This is a genomic window from Streptomyces sp. NPDC006309 (assembly GCF_040613095.1).
Lineage (GTDB): Bacteria > Actinomycetota > Actinomycetes > Streptomycetales > Streptomycetaceae > Streptomyces.
On sequence record NZ_JBEXRO010000014.1, the window covers coordinates 104,012 to 121,625 of the forward strand.

A 17,614-nucleotide genomic window follows, 5' to 3' on the forward strand; every position below is an offset into this window, starting at 1 on the left:
CGGTCGCGCCGTCACAGACCCGCGATCCGGTTCCACCGCCGGGCGAACTCCCCGCGTTCCGTGGACGTGATGTCGCGGGCGACGGCGAGGCGCTCGCGCATGCCGGGGTCCGGGAAGATCAGCGGGTTGTCGGCGAGGGCGGCGGTGTCCTTGTCCCGGGACGCGGCCAGGACCTCGCGGGCGGCGGGGACCGGGCACACGTAGTTGACCCAGGCGGCGAGCCGCGCGGCGGGCCCCGGTTCGTAGTAGTAGTCGATCAGGCGCTCGGCGTCGGCCTTGTGGCGGGCCCGGTCGGGGATCATCAGGGAGTCCGACCACAGCTCGGCGCCCTCCTCGGGGACGACGAAGCGGATGTCGGGGTTGTCGGCCTGGAGCTGGATGACGTCGCCGGAGTACGCCTGGCAGGCGAGGACGTCGCCGCTGACCAGGTCCTTGGTGTAGTCGTTGCCGGTGAAGCGGCGGATCTGGCCCCGCTGGACCTCCCGCTCCACCTGGTCGCACATCCGGTGGAAGTCGTCGGCGGTCCACCGTGTGATGTCCACGCCGTTGCCCTGCATGAGCAGCGCGAACGCCTCGTCCAGGCCGGACAGGAGTGTGACCCGGCCCTTGAGGTCCTTGGCCCAGAGGTCGGAGACACGGCGGATCTCGCGGCCGAGCCTGCGGTGGTTGTAGGCGATACCGGTGATGCCCGACTGCCAGGGCACGGTGAACCGGCGGCCCGGGTCGAAGGCGGGCGAGCGCAGCAGCGGGTCCAGGTTCTTCGCCACGTGCGGCTGGCGGGCGCGGTCCATCTCCTGGACCCAGCCCAGCCGGACGTACCGGGCGCACATCCAGTCGCTGATGACGATCAGGTCCCGGCCGGTGGCCTGGTGGTTCATCAGCGCGGGGCTGATCTTGCCGAAGAACTCGTCGTTGTCGTTGATCTCCTCCACGTAGTCGACGGAGATCCCGGTGCGCCTCCCGAACGCCTCCAGCGTGGGCCGGCGGCTGGGGTCGGCGTCGTCGGTGTCGATGTAGAGGGGCCAGTTCGCCCAGGTCAGCTTCCGGTCGGCCGCCGACTGGTCGGTCACGGACCGGTCGCCGGGCCGGACGTAGGCGGCGGGCACCCCGCAGCCGGCCAGGGCGCCGAGCGCGGCGGTGCCGCCGAGGGCGGCGAGGAGGGAGCGGCGGGACGGCGCGGACGTACGGGAAGAAGTCTGGGGCACCCCGGAAGCATGCCGCCGAGGTCCGCGGCCGGACAATCGACGCTGCGTCGAGCGGGACGGCGCCGGGCCGACACCTTGTCGATCAAGCGTGTGCCGGCCGCTTGCCCCGGCCGCCCGGCGATATGACGCGGCGCGGCCCGCGGAGGGGGAGGTGACCCGTCCGCGGGCCGCGCTGCCGGACGCCGGTCAGGACTCAGTCCAGCGACGTCATCACGTGCTTGATCCGCGTGTAGTCCTCGAACCCGTATCCCGACAGGTCCTTGCCGTAGCCGGACTTCTTGAAGCCGCCGTGCGGCATCTCCGCGACCAGCGGGATGTGCGTGTTGATCCACACGCAGCCGAAGTCGAGCTTCTTCGACATGCGCATCGCGCGGCCGTGGTCCTTGGTCCACACCGAGGACGCGAGGGCGTACTCGACGCCGTTGGCGTACGCGAGGGCCTGCTCCTCGTCCGTGAAGGACTGGACGGTGATGACCGGGCCGAAGACCTCGTTCTGCACGATCTCGTCGTCCTGCTTCAGGCCGGAGACGACGGTCGGGGCGAAGAAGTAGCCCTTGTCGCCGACCCGCTCGCCGCCCGCCTCGACCTTGGCGTGCGCCGGGAGGCGGTCGATGAAGCCGGCGACCTGCTTGAGCTGGTTGGGGTTGTTCAGCGGGCCGAAGAGGACGTCCTCGTCGTCGGGCTGCCCGGTCTTCGTCTCGGACGCGGCCTTGGCGAGCGCGGCCACGAACTCGTCGTGGATGGACTCCTGGACGAGGACGCGGGTCGCGGCCGTACAGTCCTGGCCGGCGTTGAAGAAGCCCGCGACGGAGATGTCCTCGACGGCCTTGGCGATGTCGGTGTCCTCGAAGACGACGACCGGGGCCTTGCCGCCCAGCTCCAGGTGGACCCGCTTGAGGTCCTTGGAGGCGGACTCGGCGACGGACATGCCTGCGCGCACGGAGCCGGTGATGGAGGCCATCGCCGGGGTCTCGTGCTCGACCATCAGGCGGCCGGTGTCGCGGTCGCCGCAGAGGACGTTGAAGACGCCCTTGGGCAGGATCGAGCCGATGATGTCGGCGATCAGGACGGTGGAGGCCGGGGTGGTGTCCGACGGCTTCAGGACGACCGTGTTGCCGGCGGCGACGGCCGGGGCGAACTTCCACACGGCCATCATCATCGGGTAGTTCCACGGCGCGACCTGCGCGCAGACGCCGACCGGCTCGCGGCGGACGATCGAGGTCATGCCGTCCATGTACTCGCCCGCCGAGCGGCCCTCCAGCATCCGCGCCGCGCCCGCGAAGAAGCGGATCTGGTCGACCATCGGCGGGATCTCCTCGGAGCGGGTGAGCCCGACCGGCTTGCCGGTGTTCTCGACCTCGGCCGCGATCAGCTCCTCGGCCCGCTCCTCGAACGCGTCCGCGATCTTCAGGAGGGCCTTCTGCCGCTCGGCGGGCGTGGTGTCGCGCCAGGCGGGGAAGGCGCGGGCGGCGGCCTCCATGGCGGCGTCGACGTCCGCCTGCCCCGACAGCGGCGCGGTGGCGTAGGCCTCGCCCGTCGCGGGGTTGACGACCTCGGTGGTCCGTCCGTCGGCGGCGTCCCGGAACTCACCGTCGATGTAGTTGCGCAGACGACGCAGCTCGGTGCTCACTGCCGGCCTCCTGATCTGGGGTTCTGGCTGTCCAAACGCTGAGACACCCACCCTAGTCGCCGAACCCGCGTTTTCAACACCCCCACCGCCGCCACTTCTGCGAAATCCGCAAGGTCTGGTCTCAGAAACAACGAATTTCATCGCTCGCACCTTGCAAAACTGTCGAGACGTCGTGCACAGTGAGGTCGTGGCCAGTCGAAGCGCAGACCAGAGGGACTCGTCCCGCGAGTCCAGGAACGGCACTCCCCAGCTGGATGCCGTCTCCCTCGCCATCATCCAGCAGCTCCAGGAGGACGGCCGCCGGCCGTACGCCGCGATCGGCAAGGCCGTGGGCCTGTCGGAGGCCGCCGTGCGCCAGCGCGTGCAGAAGCTGCTGGACCAGGGCGTGATGCAGATCGTCGCCGTGACGGACCCGCTCACCGTGGGCTTCCGCCGGCAGGCGATGGTCGGGATCAACGTCGAGGGCGATGTCGAGTCGATCGCGGACGCGCTGACGGACATGTCGGAGGTCGAGTACGTGGTGATGACCGCGGGCTCGTTCGACATCCTCGCCGAGATCGTCTGCGAGGACGACGACCACCTGCTGGGCGTCATCAACAAACGCATCCGTGCCCTGCCCGGCGTGCGCTCCACCGAGAGCTTCGTCTACCTGAAGCTGAAGAAGCAGACCTACATGTGGGGAACCCGATAACCGTGAGCACCAAGGACCTCAGCCGCACCGCGTACGACCACCTGTGGATGCACTTCACCCGCATGTCCTCGTACGAGAACGCTCCCGTCCCGACCATCGTCCGGGGCGAGGGCACCTACATCTACGACGACAAGGGCAGGCGCTACCTCGACGGTCTCGCGGGTCTGTTCGTGGTCCAGGCCGGTCACGGCCGTACGGAACTCGCCGAGACCGCGTTCAAGCAGGCCCAGGAGCTGGCCTTCTTCCCGGTGTGGTCCTACGCCCACCCGAAGGCCGTCGAGCTGGCCGAGCGGCTGGCCGACTACGCCCCGGGCGACCTGAACAAGGTCTTCTTCACCACCGGTGGCGGCGAGGCCGTCGAGACCGCCTGGAAGCTGGCCAAGCAGTACTTCAAGCTCCAGGGCAAGCCGACCAAGTACAAGGTCATCTCGCGCGCGGTCGCCTACCACGGCACCCCGCAGGGCGCCCTGTCCATCACCGGTCTGCCGGCTCTGAAGGCCCCCTTCGAGCCGCTGGTCCCGGGCGCCCACAAGGTGCCGAACACCAACATCTACCGCGCCCCGATCCACGGCGACGACCCCGAGGCCTTCGGCCGCTGGGCCGCCGACCAGATCGAGCAGGAGATCCTCTTCGAGGGCCCGGAGACCGTCGCCGCGGTCTTCCTCGAGCCGGTGCAGAACGCCGGCGGCTGCTTCCCGCCGCCGCCCGGGTACTTCCAGCGGGTCCGCGAGATCTGCGACAAGTACGACGTGCTGCTCGTCTCCGACGAGGTCATCTGCGCCTTCGGCCGCCTGGGCACGATGTTCGCCTGCGACAAGTTCGGCTACGTCCCGGACATGATCACCTGTGCCAAGGGCATGACCTCGGGCTACTCCCCGATCGGCGCCTGCATCGTCTCCGACCGGATCGCCGAGCCGTTCTACAAGGGTGACAACACCTTCCTGCACGGCTACACCTTCGGCGGCCACCCGGTGTCGGCCGCGGTGGGCTGCGCCAACCTCGACCTGTTCGAGCGCGAGGGCCTCAACCAGCACGTGCTGGACAACGAGGGCGCGTTCCTGTCGACCCTCCAGAAGCTGCACGACCTGCCGATCGTCGGCGACGTCCGCGGCAACGGCTTCTTCTACGGCATCGAGCTGGTGAAGGACAAGAACACCAAGGAGTCCTTCAACGACGAGGAGACCGAGCGCGTCCTGTACGGCTTCCTCTCCAAGGCGCTGTTCGACAACGGCCTGTACTGCCGTGCCGACGACCGCGGCGACCCGGTCGTCCAGCTCGCCCCGCCGCTGATCTCCGACCAGGGCACCTTCGACGAGATCGAGCAGATCCTGCGCGCGACGCTGACCGAGGCGTGGACCAAGCTTTGAGCCGCACGCGTCCGATCAGCTGATCACACCGGCCCCGGTGCCGCCCGTTCGAGTGAGAACGGCGGCCCGGGGCCGTGTGCCGTCCGTCCCCGCCCCGGTGAGCTGCCTAGCGTGCAGTGACCGATCGGCCCAGGCTTCGTTCGCCCACATGGGGGATCAGGCACGGGAATACGGATCAGAACCGAGGTGACGCCCATGGAGTCCCCGCCGGACAACGACGTGCTCTGGGCACGCTCCCTGCACTTCACGCACCGCGACGGCTCCCCCGGCCTCGCCGGGGTGTCGCTCGGCGTGCGGGAAGGCGAGATCCTCGCCGTCAGCGGTCCGCGCGGCAGCGGCAAGACGACCCTGCTGCGCTGTCTGTCCGGCCAGGTACCGGTGCGCACCGGCGAGGTCTGGTTCAACAGCGCCCCCGTGCACACCCTCGGCCCGGTGGCCCGCGAGCGGCTGCGCCGCAGCCGCTTCGGCTGGATCGACCCCGAGCCGGTCCTGGTCCCCGAGCTGAACGTCTGGGAGAACACGGCTCTCCCGCTGATGCTGCGCGGCACCGGCCGCCGCCGCGCCAAGGCCGCCGCGCTGGAATGGCTGGAACGGCTGGACGTCGGCGACCGGGCCCGCTGCCGCCCGCGGGAGCTGCGGCAGGCCGAACGCCAGCGCGTCGCCATCGCCCGCGCGCTCGCCCCCGCCCCGACGGTCCTCTTCGCCGACGAGCCCACGGCCCCCCTGCACCGCGCCGACCGCACCCACGTCCTGCGCACCCTGACCACGGCCGCCCGCTCGCACGGCATCACGGTCGTCCTCGCCACGCACGACGCCGACACCGCCGCCCTCGCCGACAGCACGGTGACCCTGCTGGACGGGCGGCGCGTGCACACCGTGCAGCTGCCGGACGCCCCCGGCGCGGAAGGCCGGGCCGCGTGCTCGCTCTCCGTCTGACCCGCGCCGCCCGGCCCGCCGTCCAGCTGCGCCGCCTGCTGGTGGCCGCGGCCGCGGCGGGCACCGCGTTCCTGCTCCTCGCCTGCCTCGGTTACGCCCTCGGCCACCCCGAGGCCGCGGGCCCCGCCGCGCTGCGCCTGACCTGGTGCGCGGTGCCGCTCGCCGCCACGGTGTACTTCGCGGTCGCGGTCGCCCGCACCGACCCGGCGACCCGGCCGCGCCCCGGCCTGTCCGCCGTGGGTCTCGGGCCGGCCCGCCTCATGGCCGTCTCCGCCCTGTCGACGGCCCTGGCCTGTGTCCTGGGCTCCGTGCTGGCCCTGCTGTCCTTCCTCCACCTGCGGGGCGACCTGACGGGCGTGCCGTTCCGCGACGCTACGGCCGACTTCCTGGCCGCCGGCCAGCCCCTCCCGGTGCCGGCGGCCCTGACCCTGCTCGCCCTGGTCCCCGCCGCCACCAGCGCGACGGTGGCCCTGGCCCTCCGCCCGCGGGACCCCCGCCCGGCGGCACCGGCCGCCCGCAGGTACGGCCGCTTCGGCGCGCACGGCGAGGCGGCGGCACGGGAGACCTTCGGGGCGTACGGCAGGTTCGGGGCACGATTCGGCCGGCGCCCCGCGGGCGGCACCGGGGACGGCGGGCACGCCGGCCGCGGGGCCGCCGGCGCGGAGGCCGGGGGGCACCCCGGCCGGGAGGCGGCGGCCGGCCGTAACGCCGGGAGGGTCCCCGCGGGCGCGGACCACGGTGAGGCGGCACCGGACACGGCGGCCGGCCCCGCGCTGCCCGCGCCGGACGCCGACCGCGTCGACGCGGAGCCCGCGTCCCTCGGCGGCGCACCCGCCACGCCCGCCGGCCTGCCCTGGGGCGTGGCCCTCCTCGCCGCCGGTCTCGCCGTCCACGCCTACGCCGGCCGCGTCGCGCCCGGACTCTCCCCCACGGCGCTCCCCGGCTGGGTGCTCACCGCGACCGGCCTCGTCCTGGCCTCCCCCGGCCTCACCCACCTGTGCGGCCGGCTCCTCCAGTCCGTCCGGCCGGGGGCGCTCCGGCTGCTCGCCGGCCGGGTCCTCATGGCCGAGGCCGCCCGGATCGGCCGTCCGCTGGGCGTGGTCTGCGCGGTGGGATCCGCCGGTTACGCCGTGACCGCCCTGTACGGCGGTGGCGCGGTCCCCTCTTCCGGCCCGCTGACCACGCTCGGCGCGCTGGTCGTCGCCGGCTGCACGGTCGCCACGCTGCTCACCGCGGCCGTGGAGGCCCGCCAGTGCCGCGCCGACACCGTCGCCGCGCTGCTGCGCCTCGGCGCGCCCGCCATGCTGCTGCGCGCCGCCGCCGCCCTGCGGGCAGCCGCCCTGCTGACGCTGTTCGGCCCGCTCACCCTGGCCGTCGCCACGCTGTCGGCGCTGCCGGCGCCCCGCTGAGCGTTCCGGCACGGAAAAAGGTCCCCGTCCGGCGATGAGTCCGGCGCCGCCGGCCGGTCTACCCACCGGAAGCGACACACCGCGCAGCCCCGACGGGAGAGGCCCCCATGTACCAGCAGATGATCTTCGTGAACCTGCCCGTGACCGACCTCGACGCCTCCAAGAGGTTCTTCACGGGACTCGGCTACTCGATCAACCCCCAGTTCAGCGACGAGAAGGCCGCCGCCGTGGTGATCAGCGACACGATCGTGGTGATGCTGCTGACGCGGCCGTTCTACGCGACCTTCACCAAGAAGGAGATCGCCGACGCGACGACCACCAACGAGGTGATGCTCTGTCTGAGCGCCGAGAGCCGTGAGCAGGTCGACGAGTTGGTCGACCGGGCGATCGCGGCCGGCGGCGCGGCGACCGGCGAGAACCAGGACCACGGTTCCATGTACGGCCGCGCCTTCGAGGACCTCGACGGCCACATCTGGGAAGTGATGTGGATGGATCCGGCCGCGATCCAGGGCTGACCGCCCCCCGGCCGAACGCCCGTGCCAGCATGGGCGGGTGCATCCGATACCCGCCCAGCCGCCCCGTGCCGCCCACGACCACGAGATCGAGTCCCTCGCCGAGTTCGACGAGGTGGTCGCCGAGCACGGCACACTCGCCCGGTTCCGCGTCCAGGCCGTGGACCTGACCGGCCGTACGGACGTCCTGCTCCGGCTCGACAGCACCGGCGCCGTCTTCCTCGGCTGCCCGATGGCCCCCGAGGCCGCCGCCCGGGTCCGGTCGGCCGGCGCCCTGGTGTTCCCGCCGATCCCGGGGCTGCCCTTCGACCCGTACCGGGGCTTCGTCTACACCCCGGACGAGCTGTTCGACTCGCTGGCGGCAGGGTACGAGGCGACACCGGACGCGCGCGCGTACGCCTGGTTCCAGCGGACGAAGGCCGACGGTGACATCTTCTCCTCGATGCTGCGGGCGATCCACGACGACGCCGTCTCCGACGCCCTGGACGAACTCCTCGCCGGCGCCCGGGTGGTGGGGGTCATGGGCGGCCACGCGATGGCCCGCGGCACGGCCGCATACGCGGGTGCCGCCCGGCTGGGCCGGGCCCTGACCCGCGCCGGGTACACGGTCGCCACCGGCGGCGGGCCGGGCGCGATGGAGGCCGCCAACCTCGGCGCGTACGCCGCGCCGTTCGACGACGACATGCTGGACGACGCGCTCCGGCTGCTGGCCAAGGAGCCCTCGTTCCGGCCGTCGGTCACGGACTGGGCGCGGGCCGCCTTCGAGGTGCGCGACCGCTGGCCGGGGGGCGGGACGTCGGTGGGCATCCCCACCTGGTTCTACGGCCACGAACCGCCGAACGCCTTCGCCGCGCACCTCGCCAAGTACTTCGCCAACGCCACCCGCGAGGACGGCCTGCTGGCCCGCTCCACCGCCGGGGTGGTGTTCCTGCCGGGCGCGGCCGGGACCGTACAGGAGATCTTCGACAACGCGACGCCCAACTACTACGAGTCCCGCGGGGAACCGGCCCCGATGGTGCTCGTGGACCGCGCGCACTGGACGCGGGACCTGCCGGCCTGGCCGTTGCTGGAGTCGCTGGCGCGGGGGCGGGCGATGGAGTCCCGTATCACCCTCGTTGACCGTATCGAGCAGGCGCCGGACGCCATCAAACGTCTGGGCGGGCAATAAGCGGGCAAAGTCAACGGCTGTTGACGGCCCACACGTTGACACTGCTTCCGGAGCGCTTATAAACCTGTGAGTTCTCGGGGGTGCTGGGGCCTCGCCTCGCCTTCCGCCCCAACTCCCCCGCCACCCCCCGCGATTGCACTCTGTAAAGGACAAACGTTGTCCATGACTCGCCGTAGCGTACGCCGTTCCGTGCACGTTCTGGGTGTCGCCTCCGGGTCGGCGGCGCTGGTGCTGGGCCTTACCGGCTCCGCGCTCGCCTGCGACATCAAAGACTTCTCCGCCGAAGCCAGGTGCGACGGCGCCAAGGGCGTCATAGTCGTCACCGACACGGACGCCTCCGCCGCCGACGCCACCGTCGGTGTCTTCCTCGAGGGCGACGGCGGCGTCGAGACGAAGGTCGGCGAACAGCCGGTCAAGGGCTCGAAGGGGGGCGCCCGGATCACGTTCCCCGAACAGTGGAAGCCGAGCGCCACCTACCGGGTCCATGTCAAGGCCCGCAACGTCGACCGTGACATCAAGCCCGACCTGGTGACCCCGTCCACCGCCTGCAAGGCGGAGAGCGAGCCCCCGAAGCCGACCGCCTCCACCACACCGCCGCCGTCCCCCTCCGTGTCGGCATCGGCATCGGCATCGGCATCGGTGCCGGCCTCCGCGTCCGCGTCCGCGTCGGCCCCGGCGGGGTCGGCGACCCCCTCGCCGGCGGCCTCCGGGTCCAGCTCCGCCCCGGCGGGCGCGCCGGGCAACGCGCCGTCCCCGGCGGTCGGTGACTCCAACCTCGCCGAGACCGGCGCCGACTCCCACACCGGCCTGATCGCCGGCCTCGCGGTGGCCCTGGTCGTCGTCGGCGGCGGTGCGGTCTACGCCGGCGCGCGCCGGCGCGGGGCGAAGCACAACGGCTGACCCGGCCCCGCCACACCCCGGCCGGCCCGCCCTCCCCACCCGGGGGAGAGCGGGCCGGTCAGCACGGGCCGCACCGACGCGGGACCGATGGCATGGGCCGGGACCGGTGAGCATGGGCCGGATCGCAGAGGGACCGGTGAGCACGGAGCGGGCCGACGAGGGACCGGTGAGCACGGGCCGGCCGACGGACCGCCACGGGCCTCCGCCGCCCCACCCAGCCAGCTGACCCGGCCGGCTCACCCAGCCGACTCCACCCAGCCGGCTCACCTGCCGTCGGTCCACCCGGCGGCAGGCCCGGCCCGCTCACCCGCCGAGGGTCCACCTGGCCGGCGGTCTCCTCACGGTGGTGGCCGTGCGCGAGACGCTCAGTCCAGGACGACGGTCTCGGACACGTCGAACTCCACCCCGACCACGCCACCCGGCTCCGGCGCGTCCCGCAGCGCGCAGGCCGCCTCCAGCCACGGGGCCCCCTCCGGCTGGAGGCGCACGGCCACATGAGTGCCCCGGAACGTACGGGCGGTCACCGTGCAGGGCAGGCCCTGGTCCACGGGCACCAGCCGGATCCCGGCGGGCCGGACGAGAATCGTGCGGGCGCCCTGCGCCGAGCCGTCGGGCACCGGCACCTTGCCCCACGGGCTGTCGGCGACCGTGCCGGCGACGGTCGCCCCCACCACGTTGTCGAAACCGAGGAACCGGGCCACGAACGCGTCGGCGGGCCGCTGCCACACCTCCAGCGGCGTGCCCGACTGCGCGATCCGCCCGTCGCGCATCACCACCACCCGGTCGGCCAGCGCGAACGCCTCCCCCTGGTCGTGGGTGACCGCGAGCACGGTGGTGCCCAACCGCCCGAACAGCTCCCGCAGTTCCACCACCAGCCGCTCCCGCAGCGAGCGGTCGAGCTGGCCGAGCGGCTCGTCCAGCATCAGCAGCCGGGGCCGGGGCGCGAGGGCGCGGGCCAGCGCGACGCGCTGCTGCTCGCCGCCGGACAGGGAGGCCACGGCCCGCCGGGCGGCACCGGGCAGCCCGACGAGCTCCAGCAACTGCCCCACCTCGGGGTCCCGTTCACCCCTGGCGACGCCGTGCATACGCAGCCCGAACGCCACGTTCGCGCCGACGTCCCGCTGCGGGAAGAGCTGGTGGTCCTGGAACATGAGCCCCATTCCCCGCTTGTGCGCGGGGACATGGGTCTGGTCGCGGCCGTCCAGCAGCACCCGCCCGGCGTCCAGGGGTTGCAGTCCCGCCACGGCCCTGAGCAGGGTCGACTTGCCGCTGCCGCTGGGCCCGAGCACACACACCACCTCATGCTCGGCGACGTCGAGGCCGACGGCGTCGAGCACGGGCCGCCCGCCGAGGCACACGGTCGCGGCGTCGAGGCTCAGCAGCATCAGAACTCCCCCGTCCGGTCGGTCCGCAGCCGCTCCAGGATCAGCAGCGCGGCGGCGCACACCACCATGAGAATGGTCGAAAGGGCCATCGCCTGGCCGTAGTTGAGGTCTCCGGGACGGCTCAGCAGGCGGGCCACGGCGACCGGGAGGGTGGGGTTGTCGGGGCGGGCGATGAACACGGTCGCCCCGAACTCCCCGAGCGACACGGCGAACGCGAACCCGGCCGAGACCAGCAGCGCCCGCCGCACCAACGGCAGGTCCACCTCCCGCCACACCCGCCACGGCGAGGCCCCGAGCACGGCCGCCGCCTCCCGCAGCCGTCCGTCCACCGCGCGCAGCACGGGCAGCATGGTGCGTACGACGAAGGGGGCGCCCACCAGGGCCTGGGCGAGCGGCACCAGGATCCACGACTGGCGCAGATCCAGCGGCGGCCTGTCCAGCGCGATCAGGAAACCAAAGCCGACGGTCACGGCGGAGACGCCGAGCGGCAGCATCAGCAGCGCGTCGAAGCCCCGCACCAGTCGTCCCGCGTCCCGCCCGGCCAGCGCGGCGGCGGCGAGACCGCCCACCAGGACGGCGATGGCGGTGGCGGCGACGGCGTACTCCAGCGAGGTCCACACGGCGTGCACGGGCGCCACCAGGAACGTACCGCCGTCGGAGTCGGTCAGGGCCCGGTAGTAGCCGAGACCGGGGGCGTCGAGGGAGCGCCGGACGAGCACGGCGAGCGGCAGCACCAGGAGCAGGGCGATCGTCAGGAGGACCCCGGCGAGCAGCGCCCACTGGCCGCCGCCGCGCGGCGGGCGGGCGGTCACCTTCGGGTCGACCAGGCGCAGGGCGGTCTCCCGCCGCCGTACGGTCCGGGCGTGCACGGCGAGGATCGCGCCGACGGCGACGAACTGCACGAGGGTGAGGACGGCGGCCGTGGACAGGTCGAAGACCTCGGAGGTCTGCCGGTAGATCTCCACCTCCAGGGTGGAGAAGGTGGGGCCGCCGAGGATCTGCACCACGCCGAAGGAGGTGAAGGTGAACAGGAACACCATCAGCGCGGCGGCGGCCACGGCGGGCGCGAGCGCGGGCAGGGTGACCTGCCGCCAGGCCTTCGCCGGGGAGGCGCCCAGCAGGCGGGCGGCCTCCTCCTGGCGTGGGTCGAGCTGGGCCCACAGACCGCCGACGGTGCGGACGACGACCGCGTAGTTGAAGAAGACGTGGGCCAGCAGGATCGCCCACACGGTGGTGTCGAGCCGTACGCCCCACAACTGGTCGAGCAGCCCGTTGTGCCCGAGCAGGGCCAGGAAGGCGCTGCCGGCGACGACGGTCGGGAGCACGAACGGGACGGTGACCACGGCCCGCAGCAGTTGCTTGCCCGGGAAGCGCAGGCGGGCGAAGACGTAGGCGGCGGGCAGCGCGAGCAGCAGGGTGAGCGCGGTGGAGGCCAGCGCCTGCCAGGTGGTGAACCACAGCACGTGCCGGATGTCGGGCTGCGTGACGACGTCCGCGATCCGTCCGAGCCGCCAGCCGCCGTCCGCCTTCAGGCCGCGCGCGACGATCGCGGCCACGGGCCAGGCGAAGAACAGCGCGAAGAACGCGACGGGCAGGGCCATCAGCCCGAACCGCGCCGCGCTCCCCCGCCGGGTCCGGGCTACCTCAGTACGAGTGACGTCCACGTCTTGACCCACTGGTCGCGGTTGGCGGCGATCCGGTCCGGGGCCATGGTCTGCGGGTCCTTGGCCTGGGGGCCGTACTTCAGGAAGTCCGGCGGCACCTGGGCGGCCTCGCGCACGGGGTAGACGAACATGTTCAGCGGCATGTCCTCCTGGAACTCCTTGCTGAGCAGGAAGTCGAGGAACGCCTTGCCGCCCTTGGGGTTGCGGGCGTTGCTCAGGAGCCCCGCGTACTCGGTCTGCCGGAAGCAGGTGCCGCTCGCCACACCGGTCGGGGCGGTGGCGGGCCGCTTCTTGGCGTAGATCACCTCGGCGGGCGGGGAGGAGGCGTACGACACCACGAGCGGGCGGTCGCCGCCGGCCTTGCGGCCCTGGGTGGAGCCGGAGAACTCCTGGTCGTAGGCCTGCTCCCAGCCGTCGACGACCTTGACGCCGTTGGCCTTGAGCTTCTTCCAGTAGTCCTGCCAGCCCGCGTCGCCGAACTGTGCGGCGCTGCCGAGGAGGAAGCCGAGGCCCGGTGAGGAGGTGGCCGCGTTCTCGGTGACGAGCAGGTTCTTGTAGCGAGGATCGGCGAGGTCGGCGAAGGACCGCGGCGGGGTCAGCCGGTGCGCGCTGAAGTAGGCCTTGTCGTAGTTGACGCAGATGTCGCCGGTGTCGACGGGCGTGACGCGGTGCCTCGTCCGGTCGACCTGGTACTGCGGCAGGACCGTGCCGGATCCCTTGGCCTGATACGGCTGGAACAGCCCGTTGTCCAGGGCGCGGGACAGCAGGGTGTTGTCGACGCCGAAGAGGACGTCGCCCTGCGGGTTGTCCTTGGTGAGGATCGCCTTGTTGACGGCCTGGCCGGCGTCGCCGTCCTTGAGGACCTTGACCTGGTACCCGGACCGCTTCTCGAAGTCCTTCAGGACGTTCTTCGAGACGCTCCACGAGTCGTGGCTGACGAGGGTGACGGTCCTGGAGTCCGTGGGCTTCCCGGTGTCCGACGACCCGCACCCGGTCAGCGCGGGCAGGGCGAGGAGACCTAGCCCCGCCGCCACGGCCACGAGGGTCTTGTTGTGCACTGGATGTCCTCCTGGGGTGGGCCAGGAAGAGACGCGGCCCTGCCCGGGCCTCCGCGAGGGAGGCCGGGCAGGGCGCAACAGCTTGAGTGGTGACCGAACTTCCTACCCAGAATGACCTGGGCGAGGTTCAGAGGGTCTGCGGCCCGGTTGCCGCACTCTCAGCGCTGTGGCGCTCCCCTGTCGGAATATGAAGATATGTGGACGTGGTCAGATTACCGCTCGGTGGCCGCGAGCTGACCGCAGGCCCCGTCGATCTCCTGTCCACGGGTGTCCCGGACGGTCACCGGCACGCCGTGCGCGGCGATGGCCTCCACGAACGCCTTCTCGTCCTCCGGCCGGGAGGCCGTCCACTTCGAACCCGGGGTCGGGTTGAGCGGGATGAGGTTGACGTGCACGGGCTTGCCCCGGAGCAGCCGGCCGAGCCGGTCACCGCGCCAGGCCTGGTCGTTGATGTCCCGGATCAGCGCGTACTCGATCGACAGCCGGCGGCCCGACCTCTCGGTGTACTCGAAACCGGCGTCCAGCACCTCGCGCACCTTCCACCGCGTGTTCACGGGGACGAGGGTGTCGCGCAGTTCGTCATCGGGGGCGTGCAGGGAGATCGCGAGCCGGCACTTGAAGCCCTCGTCGGAGAACCGGTGGATGGCCGGCACCAGTCCGACGGTCGAGACGGTGATCCCGCGCTGGGACAGTCCCAGCCCGTCCGGGGCCGGGTCGGTGAGCGCCCGGATGGCGCCGACGACCCGCTTGTAGTTGGCGAGGGGCTCGCCCATGCCCATGAAGACGATGTTGGACAGCCGCGCCGGTCCGCCCGGCACCTCCCCGTCCCGCAGCGCCCGCATCCCGTCCACGATCTGGTGCACGATCTCGGCGGTGGACAGGTTCCGGTCCAGACCGGCCTGCCCGGTGGCGCAGAACGGGCAGTTCATCCCGCATCCGGCCTGGGAGCTGATGCACATGGTGACCCGGTCCGGGTACCGCATCAGCACGGACTCGACCAGCGTGCCGTCGAACAGCCGCCACAGCGTCTTGCGCGTGGTCCCCTGGTCGGTCGACAGATGCCGGACGACCGTCATCAGCTCCGGCAGCAGCGCTTCTTGCAGCTTCCCGCGCGACCCGGCGGGGATGTCGGTCCACTGCGCGGGGTCGTGCGCGTACCGCGCGAAGTAGTGCTGCGCGAGCTGCTTGGCACGGAACGGCTTCTCACCGATCTCGGCCACCGCGTCCTTGCGCTCGGCGGGCGTGAGGTCGGCGAGATGCCGCGGCGGCTTCTTGGCTCCGCGCGGCGCGACAAAGGTGAGTTCTCCGGGCTTAGGCATGGCTCTACCAGTGTCGCAGATCCAATCGGGTGACCTGGGGCCGTCGCCCGCTACGAGTGCCCTTCGTGCTGTTCGCCGGTCGTCGCTCAGCGGCCGGACGGCCGGCGGGCGGTACGGACAACGCGGGCGGCCGTCCGGCGCGGGCGGCGCAGCCGGGGGTCCGTGCACCTGTCGGTGGGGCAAGTGGGCATTGCCCACTTGCCCCACCTCGGTTAGGCTGGGGATACCGCGATCCCGCCTGGACTCGGCGCCCTCCCGCGGTGTTGACCGACCAACGCCGAGACGTCGGACCACCAAGGAGTGCAGCCATGAGGACCAATGCGCGCGAGGAGTTCGAAGCCATAGCAGAGACCGAAGTCGACGCCCGAGGACGCGTCTCCCTCGGACGCGCCGGAGCCAAGCCGGGCCGGCGCTACCGGGTGGAGGCCGACCCCGACGGTGTGCTCTTGCTGACCCCTGTCGTCTCCATCCCCGAGCGCGAACTACTGGTCTGGACAGACCACGAGGTAGCCGATCGCGTTCGCCGCGGAGTGCAGCAGGCCAAGGAAGGGAAGACCAAGGACCTCGGCGACTTCAGCCAGTACCTCGCGGAGGACGAAACCGAGGACTGACCTTTGTTCACCCTTCGCTTTTCCGACGACGCTGAAGCCACGCTCGACCGGTTGACGGCGGGCGGCAACGCCACCGCCTCGAAGCTGAAGAAGGTTCATCGCACCCTCGGACGCCTCCAGATCGACCCGAGATATCCGGGCTTGCGTTCCCACCAGTACGAGCACTTCCCGAATCTGCCGAGCGAGAAGGTCTGGGACTCCTACGTGGAGAACCAGACGGCGTCAGCCTGGCGCGTCTACTGGATGTACGGCCCGAACGAGAAGGACGAGCAGGGCAACGAGGTGTCCGTGATCACCGTGCTGCTGATCGGTCCGCACCTCTAGCAGTGACGCCCACGCCCGGGTCCCGGCACAGAGGGGGATCTCGCCTCTCACCAGGTCACGGGCAGGGTCCTCGGGCCGCGGATCAGGCCCTGGCGCTGGAACTCGACCTCCTGTGGGGGCACCGCCAGCCGGATGCCGGGGAAGCGGGTGAGAACGGCGCCGATCACCACCTCGGCCTCCATGCGGGCCATGACGGCGGCCAGGCAGTGGTGCGGGCCGTGGCCGAACGCCAGGTGGGCCCGGTTCTCGCGGTCGAAGTCCAGGGCGTCGGGGTCGGGGAACACCTCGGGGTCGCGGTTGGCGGCGACGTACGCGTTGTAGACGACCTCACCGGCCCGGATCAACTGGCCGCCGACGGTGACGTCCTCCACGGCGATCCGGGGGATGCCGACGCCGTTGCGGTGCGGGACGTAGCGGAACAGCTCGTCCACGGCCCGGGGCAGCAGCTCGGGCTCGCGGCGCAGCCGGTTCAGGTGCCCGGGGTGGGTGAGCAGCGCGTACATCATCGAGCCGCTGTTGTTGCGGACGGCGTGGCCGCCGCTGACCTGGACGGCGGTGGCGAGGGAGATCGCCTCGTCGTCGGTGATCTCACCCGCCGTGACGGCCTGGGCCAGCACCCCGGCGAGGTCCTCGCGGGGCTCCGCACGGCGGTGCCGGAGCAGTTCGGCGATGCGGGCGCGGTTGGTCCGGGCCACCTGTGCGGCGCGCTCCTTGGACTCGGCGCCCGCGGACAGCAGTGCCTCGCCCGTCTCCGCCCAGCGGTGCCAGTCCTTCTCCTCCACGCCGAGGAAGTCGCGGATCACGGCGATCGGGAAGGGGCCGTGCAGGTGCTCCATCAGGTCGGCCGGTGCGCCGGCGCGTTCCATCCCGTCGAGCAGCTCGGCGGCCCGGCGCTCGGCCAGCGGGCGCAGCCGCTGCATGCTCCGGCCGGTGAACGCGCGGGCGACGACCCGGCGCAGCCGGTTGTGGCGGGGCGGGTCGATGTATTGCAGGCCCGCCGTCTGCGAGGCAACCGGCTCCGGGCGCATGCTGGTGACGTCGCGGCCGACGACCTGTTCCCGGGAGAAGCGCGGGTCGGAGGTGACGAAGCGGATGTCCTCGTACCGGGTGGCCAGCCAGGCGTGGCCCTCCCCGTACGGCAGCCTGATCCGGGTGACGGGCTCCTCGCGCAGCACCTCGTCCAGGAACGGGTCGGGGTCGAGTGCGGGCAGGTCGTCGACGGGCCAGAACCTCACCCGCGGCGGAGACGGGGCGGAGGGCGGTACGGCGGCTGGGTCGAGGGGCATCGGACACACTCCCTGCTGCGTGGCCGGGCGGCGGGGGAACGCCGTCCTCTGAAGGGAGTCTGCCGCGCCCGGAGCTCACCCGCCGAGTCGTGCTGCGGCATCCGGGTGCCGCCTTCCCCGGGACCGGCCGCCTCCGGAGCAGGGGTGGT

16 protein-coding genes and 1 riboswitch are annotated in these 17,614 nt (G+C 72.2%); of the genes, 9 read left to right on the forward strand and 7 right to left on the reverse strand.

Annotated elements, in window-relative coordinates:
* Window positions 1-11: 11 nt before the first annotated feature.
* Window positions 12-1,205, reverse strand: a complete 1,194-nt coding sequence (locus ABZ117_RS19720) for a spermidine/putrescine ABC transporter substrate-binding protein (RefSeq protein ID WP_356822414.1) — start codon at window positions 1,203-1,205, stop codon at window positions 12-14.
* Between the two features lie 193 nt (window positions 1,206-1,398).
* Window positions 1,399-2,835: a gamma-aminobutyraldehyde dehydrogenase gene (locus ABZ117_RS19725; protein ID WP_356822415.1), complete on the reverse strand. Its 1,437-nt coding sequence runs from the start codon at window positions 2,833-2,835 to the stop codon at window positions 1,399-1,401.
* A 172-nt stretch (window positions 2,836-3,007) separates the two neighbouring features.
* On the opposite strand from ABZ117_RS19725, the gene ABZ117_RS19730 reads away from it, so the two are divergent.
* The 7 genes from ABZ117_RS19730 (at window position 3,008) to ABZ117_RS19760 (ending at window position 9,818) form a co-directional block, all read left to right on the forward strand.
* Window positions 3,008-3,526 (forward strand): Lrp/AsnC family transcriptional regulator, encoded by a 519-nt coding sequence (locus ABZ117_RS19730; protein ID WP_356822417.1) that lies wholly within the window; start codon window positions 3,008-3,010, stop codon window positions 3,524-3,526.
* Entirely contained in the window at window positions 3,511-4,893 is a 1,383-nt protein-coding gene (locus ABZ117_RS19735) for an aspartate aminotransferase family protein (protein ID WP_356822419.1), read from the forward strand. Before ABZ117_RS19730 ends, ABZ117_RS19735 begins: the two co-directional genes overlap by 16 nt.
* Window positions 4,894-5,088: 195 nt before the next feature.
* Window positions 5,089-5,829, forward strand: a complete 741-nt coding sequence (locus ABZ117_RS19740; RefSeq protein WP_356822420.1) for an ATP-binding cassette domain-containing protein — start codon at window positions 5,089-5,091, stop codon at window positions 5,827-5,829.
* Window positions 5,811-7,238, forward strand: a complete 1,428-nt coding sequence (locus ABZ117_RS19745; protein ID WP_356822421.1) for a hypothetical protein — start codon at window positions 5,811-5,813, stop codon at window positions 7,236-7,238. The genes ABZ117_RS19740 and ABZ117_RS19745 overlap by 19 nt, the downstream gene beginning before the upstream one ends.
* Before the next feature lie 107 nt (window positions 7,239-7,345).
* Complete coding sequence (locus ABZ117_RS19750) at window positions 7,346-7,753, forward strand: VOC family protein (RefSeq protein WP_356822423.1); 408 nt, start codon at window positions 7,346-7,348, stop codon at window positions 7,751-7,753.
* Window positions 7,754-7,790: 37 nt separating this feature from the next.
* A complete protein-coding gene (locus tag ABZ117_RS19755) occupies window positions 7,791-8,918 on the forward strand; it encodes a Rossmann fold nucleotide-binding protein (protein ID WP_356822425.1) in 1,128 nt (375 codons plus the stop codon).
* Window positions 8,919-9,080: 162 nt separating this feature from the next.
* Complete coding sequence (locus ABZ117_RS19760) at window positions 9,081-9,818, forward strand: LAETG motif-containing sortase-dependent surface protein (RefSeq protein ID WP_356822426.1); 738 nt, start codon at window positions 9,081-9,083, stop codon at window positions 9,816-9,818.
* Between the two features lie 365 nt (window positions 9,819-10,183).
* Here the strand turns inward: ABZ117_RS19760 and ABZ117_RS19765 are convergent, their stop codons facing one another.
* The 4 genes from ABZ117_RS19765 to rlmN form a co-directional block, all read right to left on the reverse strand.
* Window positions 10,184-11,203 (reverse strand): ABC transporter ATP-binding protein, encoded by a 1,020-nt coding sequence (locus ABZ117_RS19765; RefSeq protein ID WP_356822428.1) that lies wholly within the window; start codon window positions 11,201-11,203, stop codon window positions 10,184-10,186.
* Complete coding sequence (locus tag ABZ117_RS19770; protein ID WP_356822430.1) at window positions 11,203-12,804, reverse strand: iron ABC transporter permease; 1,602 nt, start codon at window positions 12,802-12,804, stop codon at window positions 11,203-11,205. The genes ABZ117_RS19765 and ABZ117_RS19770 overlap by 1 nt, the downstream gene beginning before the upstream one ends.
* 38 nt (window positions 12,805-12,842) lie before the next feature.
* The gene (locus ABZ117_RS19775) at window positions 12,843-13,925 is read right to left on the reverse strand and encodes a thiamine ABC transporter substrate-binding protein (RefSeq protein ID WP_356822432.1); all 1,083 of its coding nucleotides are present in this window, start codon (window positions 13,923-13,925) and stop codon (window positions 12,843-12,845) included.
* Window positions 13,926-14,006: 81 nt separating this feature from the next.
* Window positions 14,007-14,114: riboswitch (TPP riboswitch) on the reverse strand.
* Window positions 14,115-14,137: 23 nt separating this feature from the next.
* Window positions 14,138-15,244, reverse strand: coding sequence for a 23S rRNA (adenine(2503)-C(2))-methyltransferase RlmN (gene rlmN, locus ABZ117_RS19780; RefSeq protein ID WP_356822434.1), 1,107 nt, complete (start codon window positions 15,242-15,244; stop codon window positions 14,138-14,140).
* A gap of 308 nt (window positions 15,245-15,552) precedes the next feature.
* Here rlmN and ABZ117_RS19785 point away from each other — a divergent pair, with 308 nt between their 5' ends.
* Entirely contained in the window at window positions 15,553-15,855 is a 303-nt protein-coding gene (locus tag ABZ117_RS19785) for a hypothetical protein (RefSeq protein ID WP_356822436.1), read from the forward strand.
* Window positions 15,856-15,858: 3 nt separating this feature from the next.
* Window positions 15,859-16,179 (forward strand): hypothetical protein, encoded by a 321-nt coding sequence (locus ABZ117_RS19790; RefSeq protein ID WP_356822437.1) that lies wholly within the window; start codon window positions 15,859-15,861, stop codon window positions 16,177-16,179.
* 47 nt (window positions 16,180-16,226) lie between these two features.
* Here the strand turns inward: ABZ117_RS19790 and ABZ117_RS19795 are convergent, their stop codons facing one another.
* Window positions 16,227-17,465 (reverse strand): cytochrome P450, encoded by a 1,239-nt coding sequence (locus tag ABZ117_RS19795; protein WP_356822439.1) that lies wholly within the window; start codon window positions 17,463-17,465, stop codon window positions 16,227-16,229.
* Window positions 17,466-17,614 lie beyond the last annotated feature (149 nt).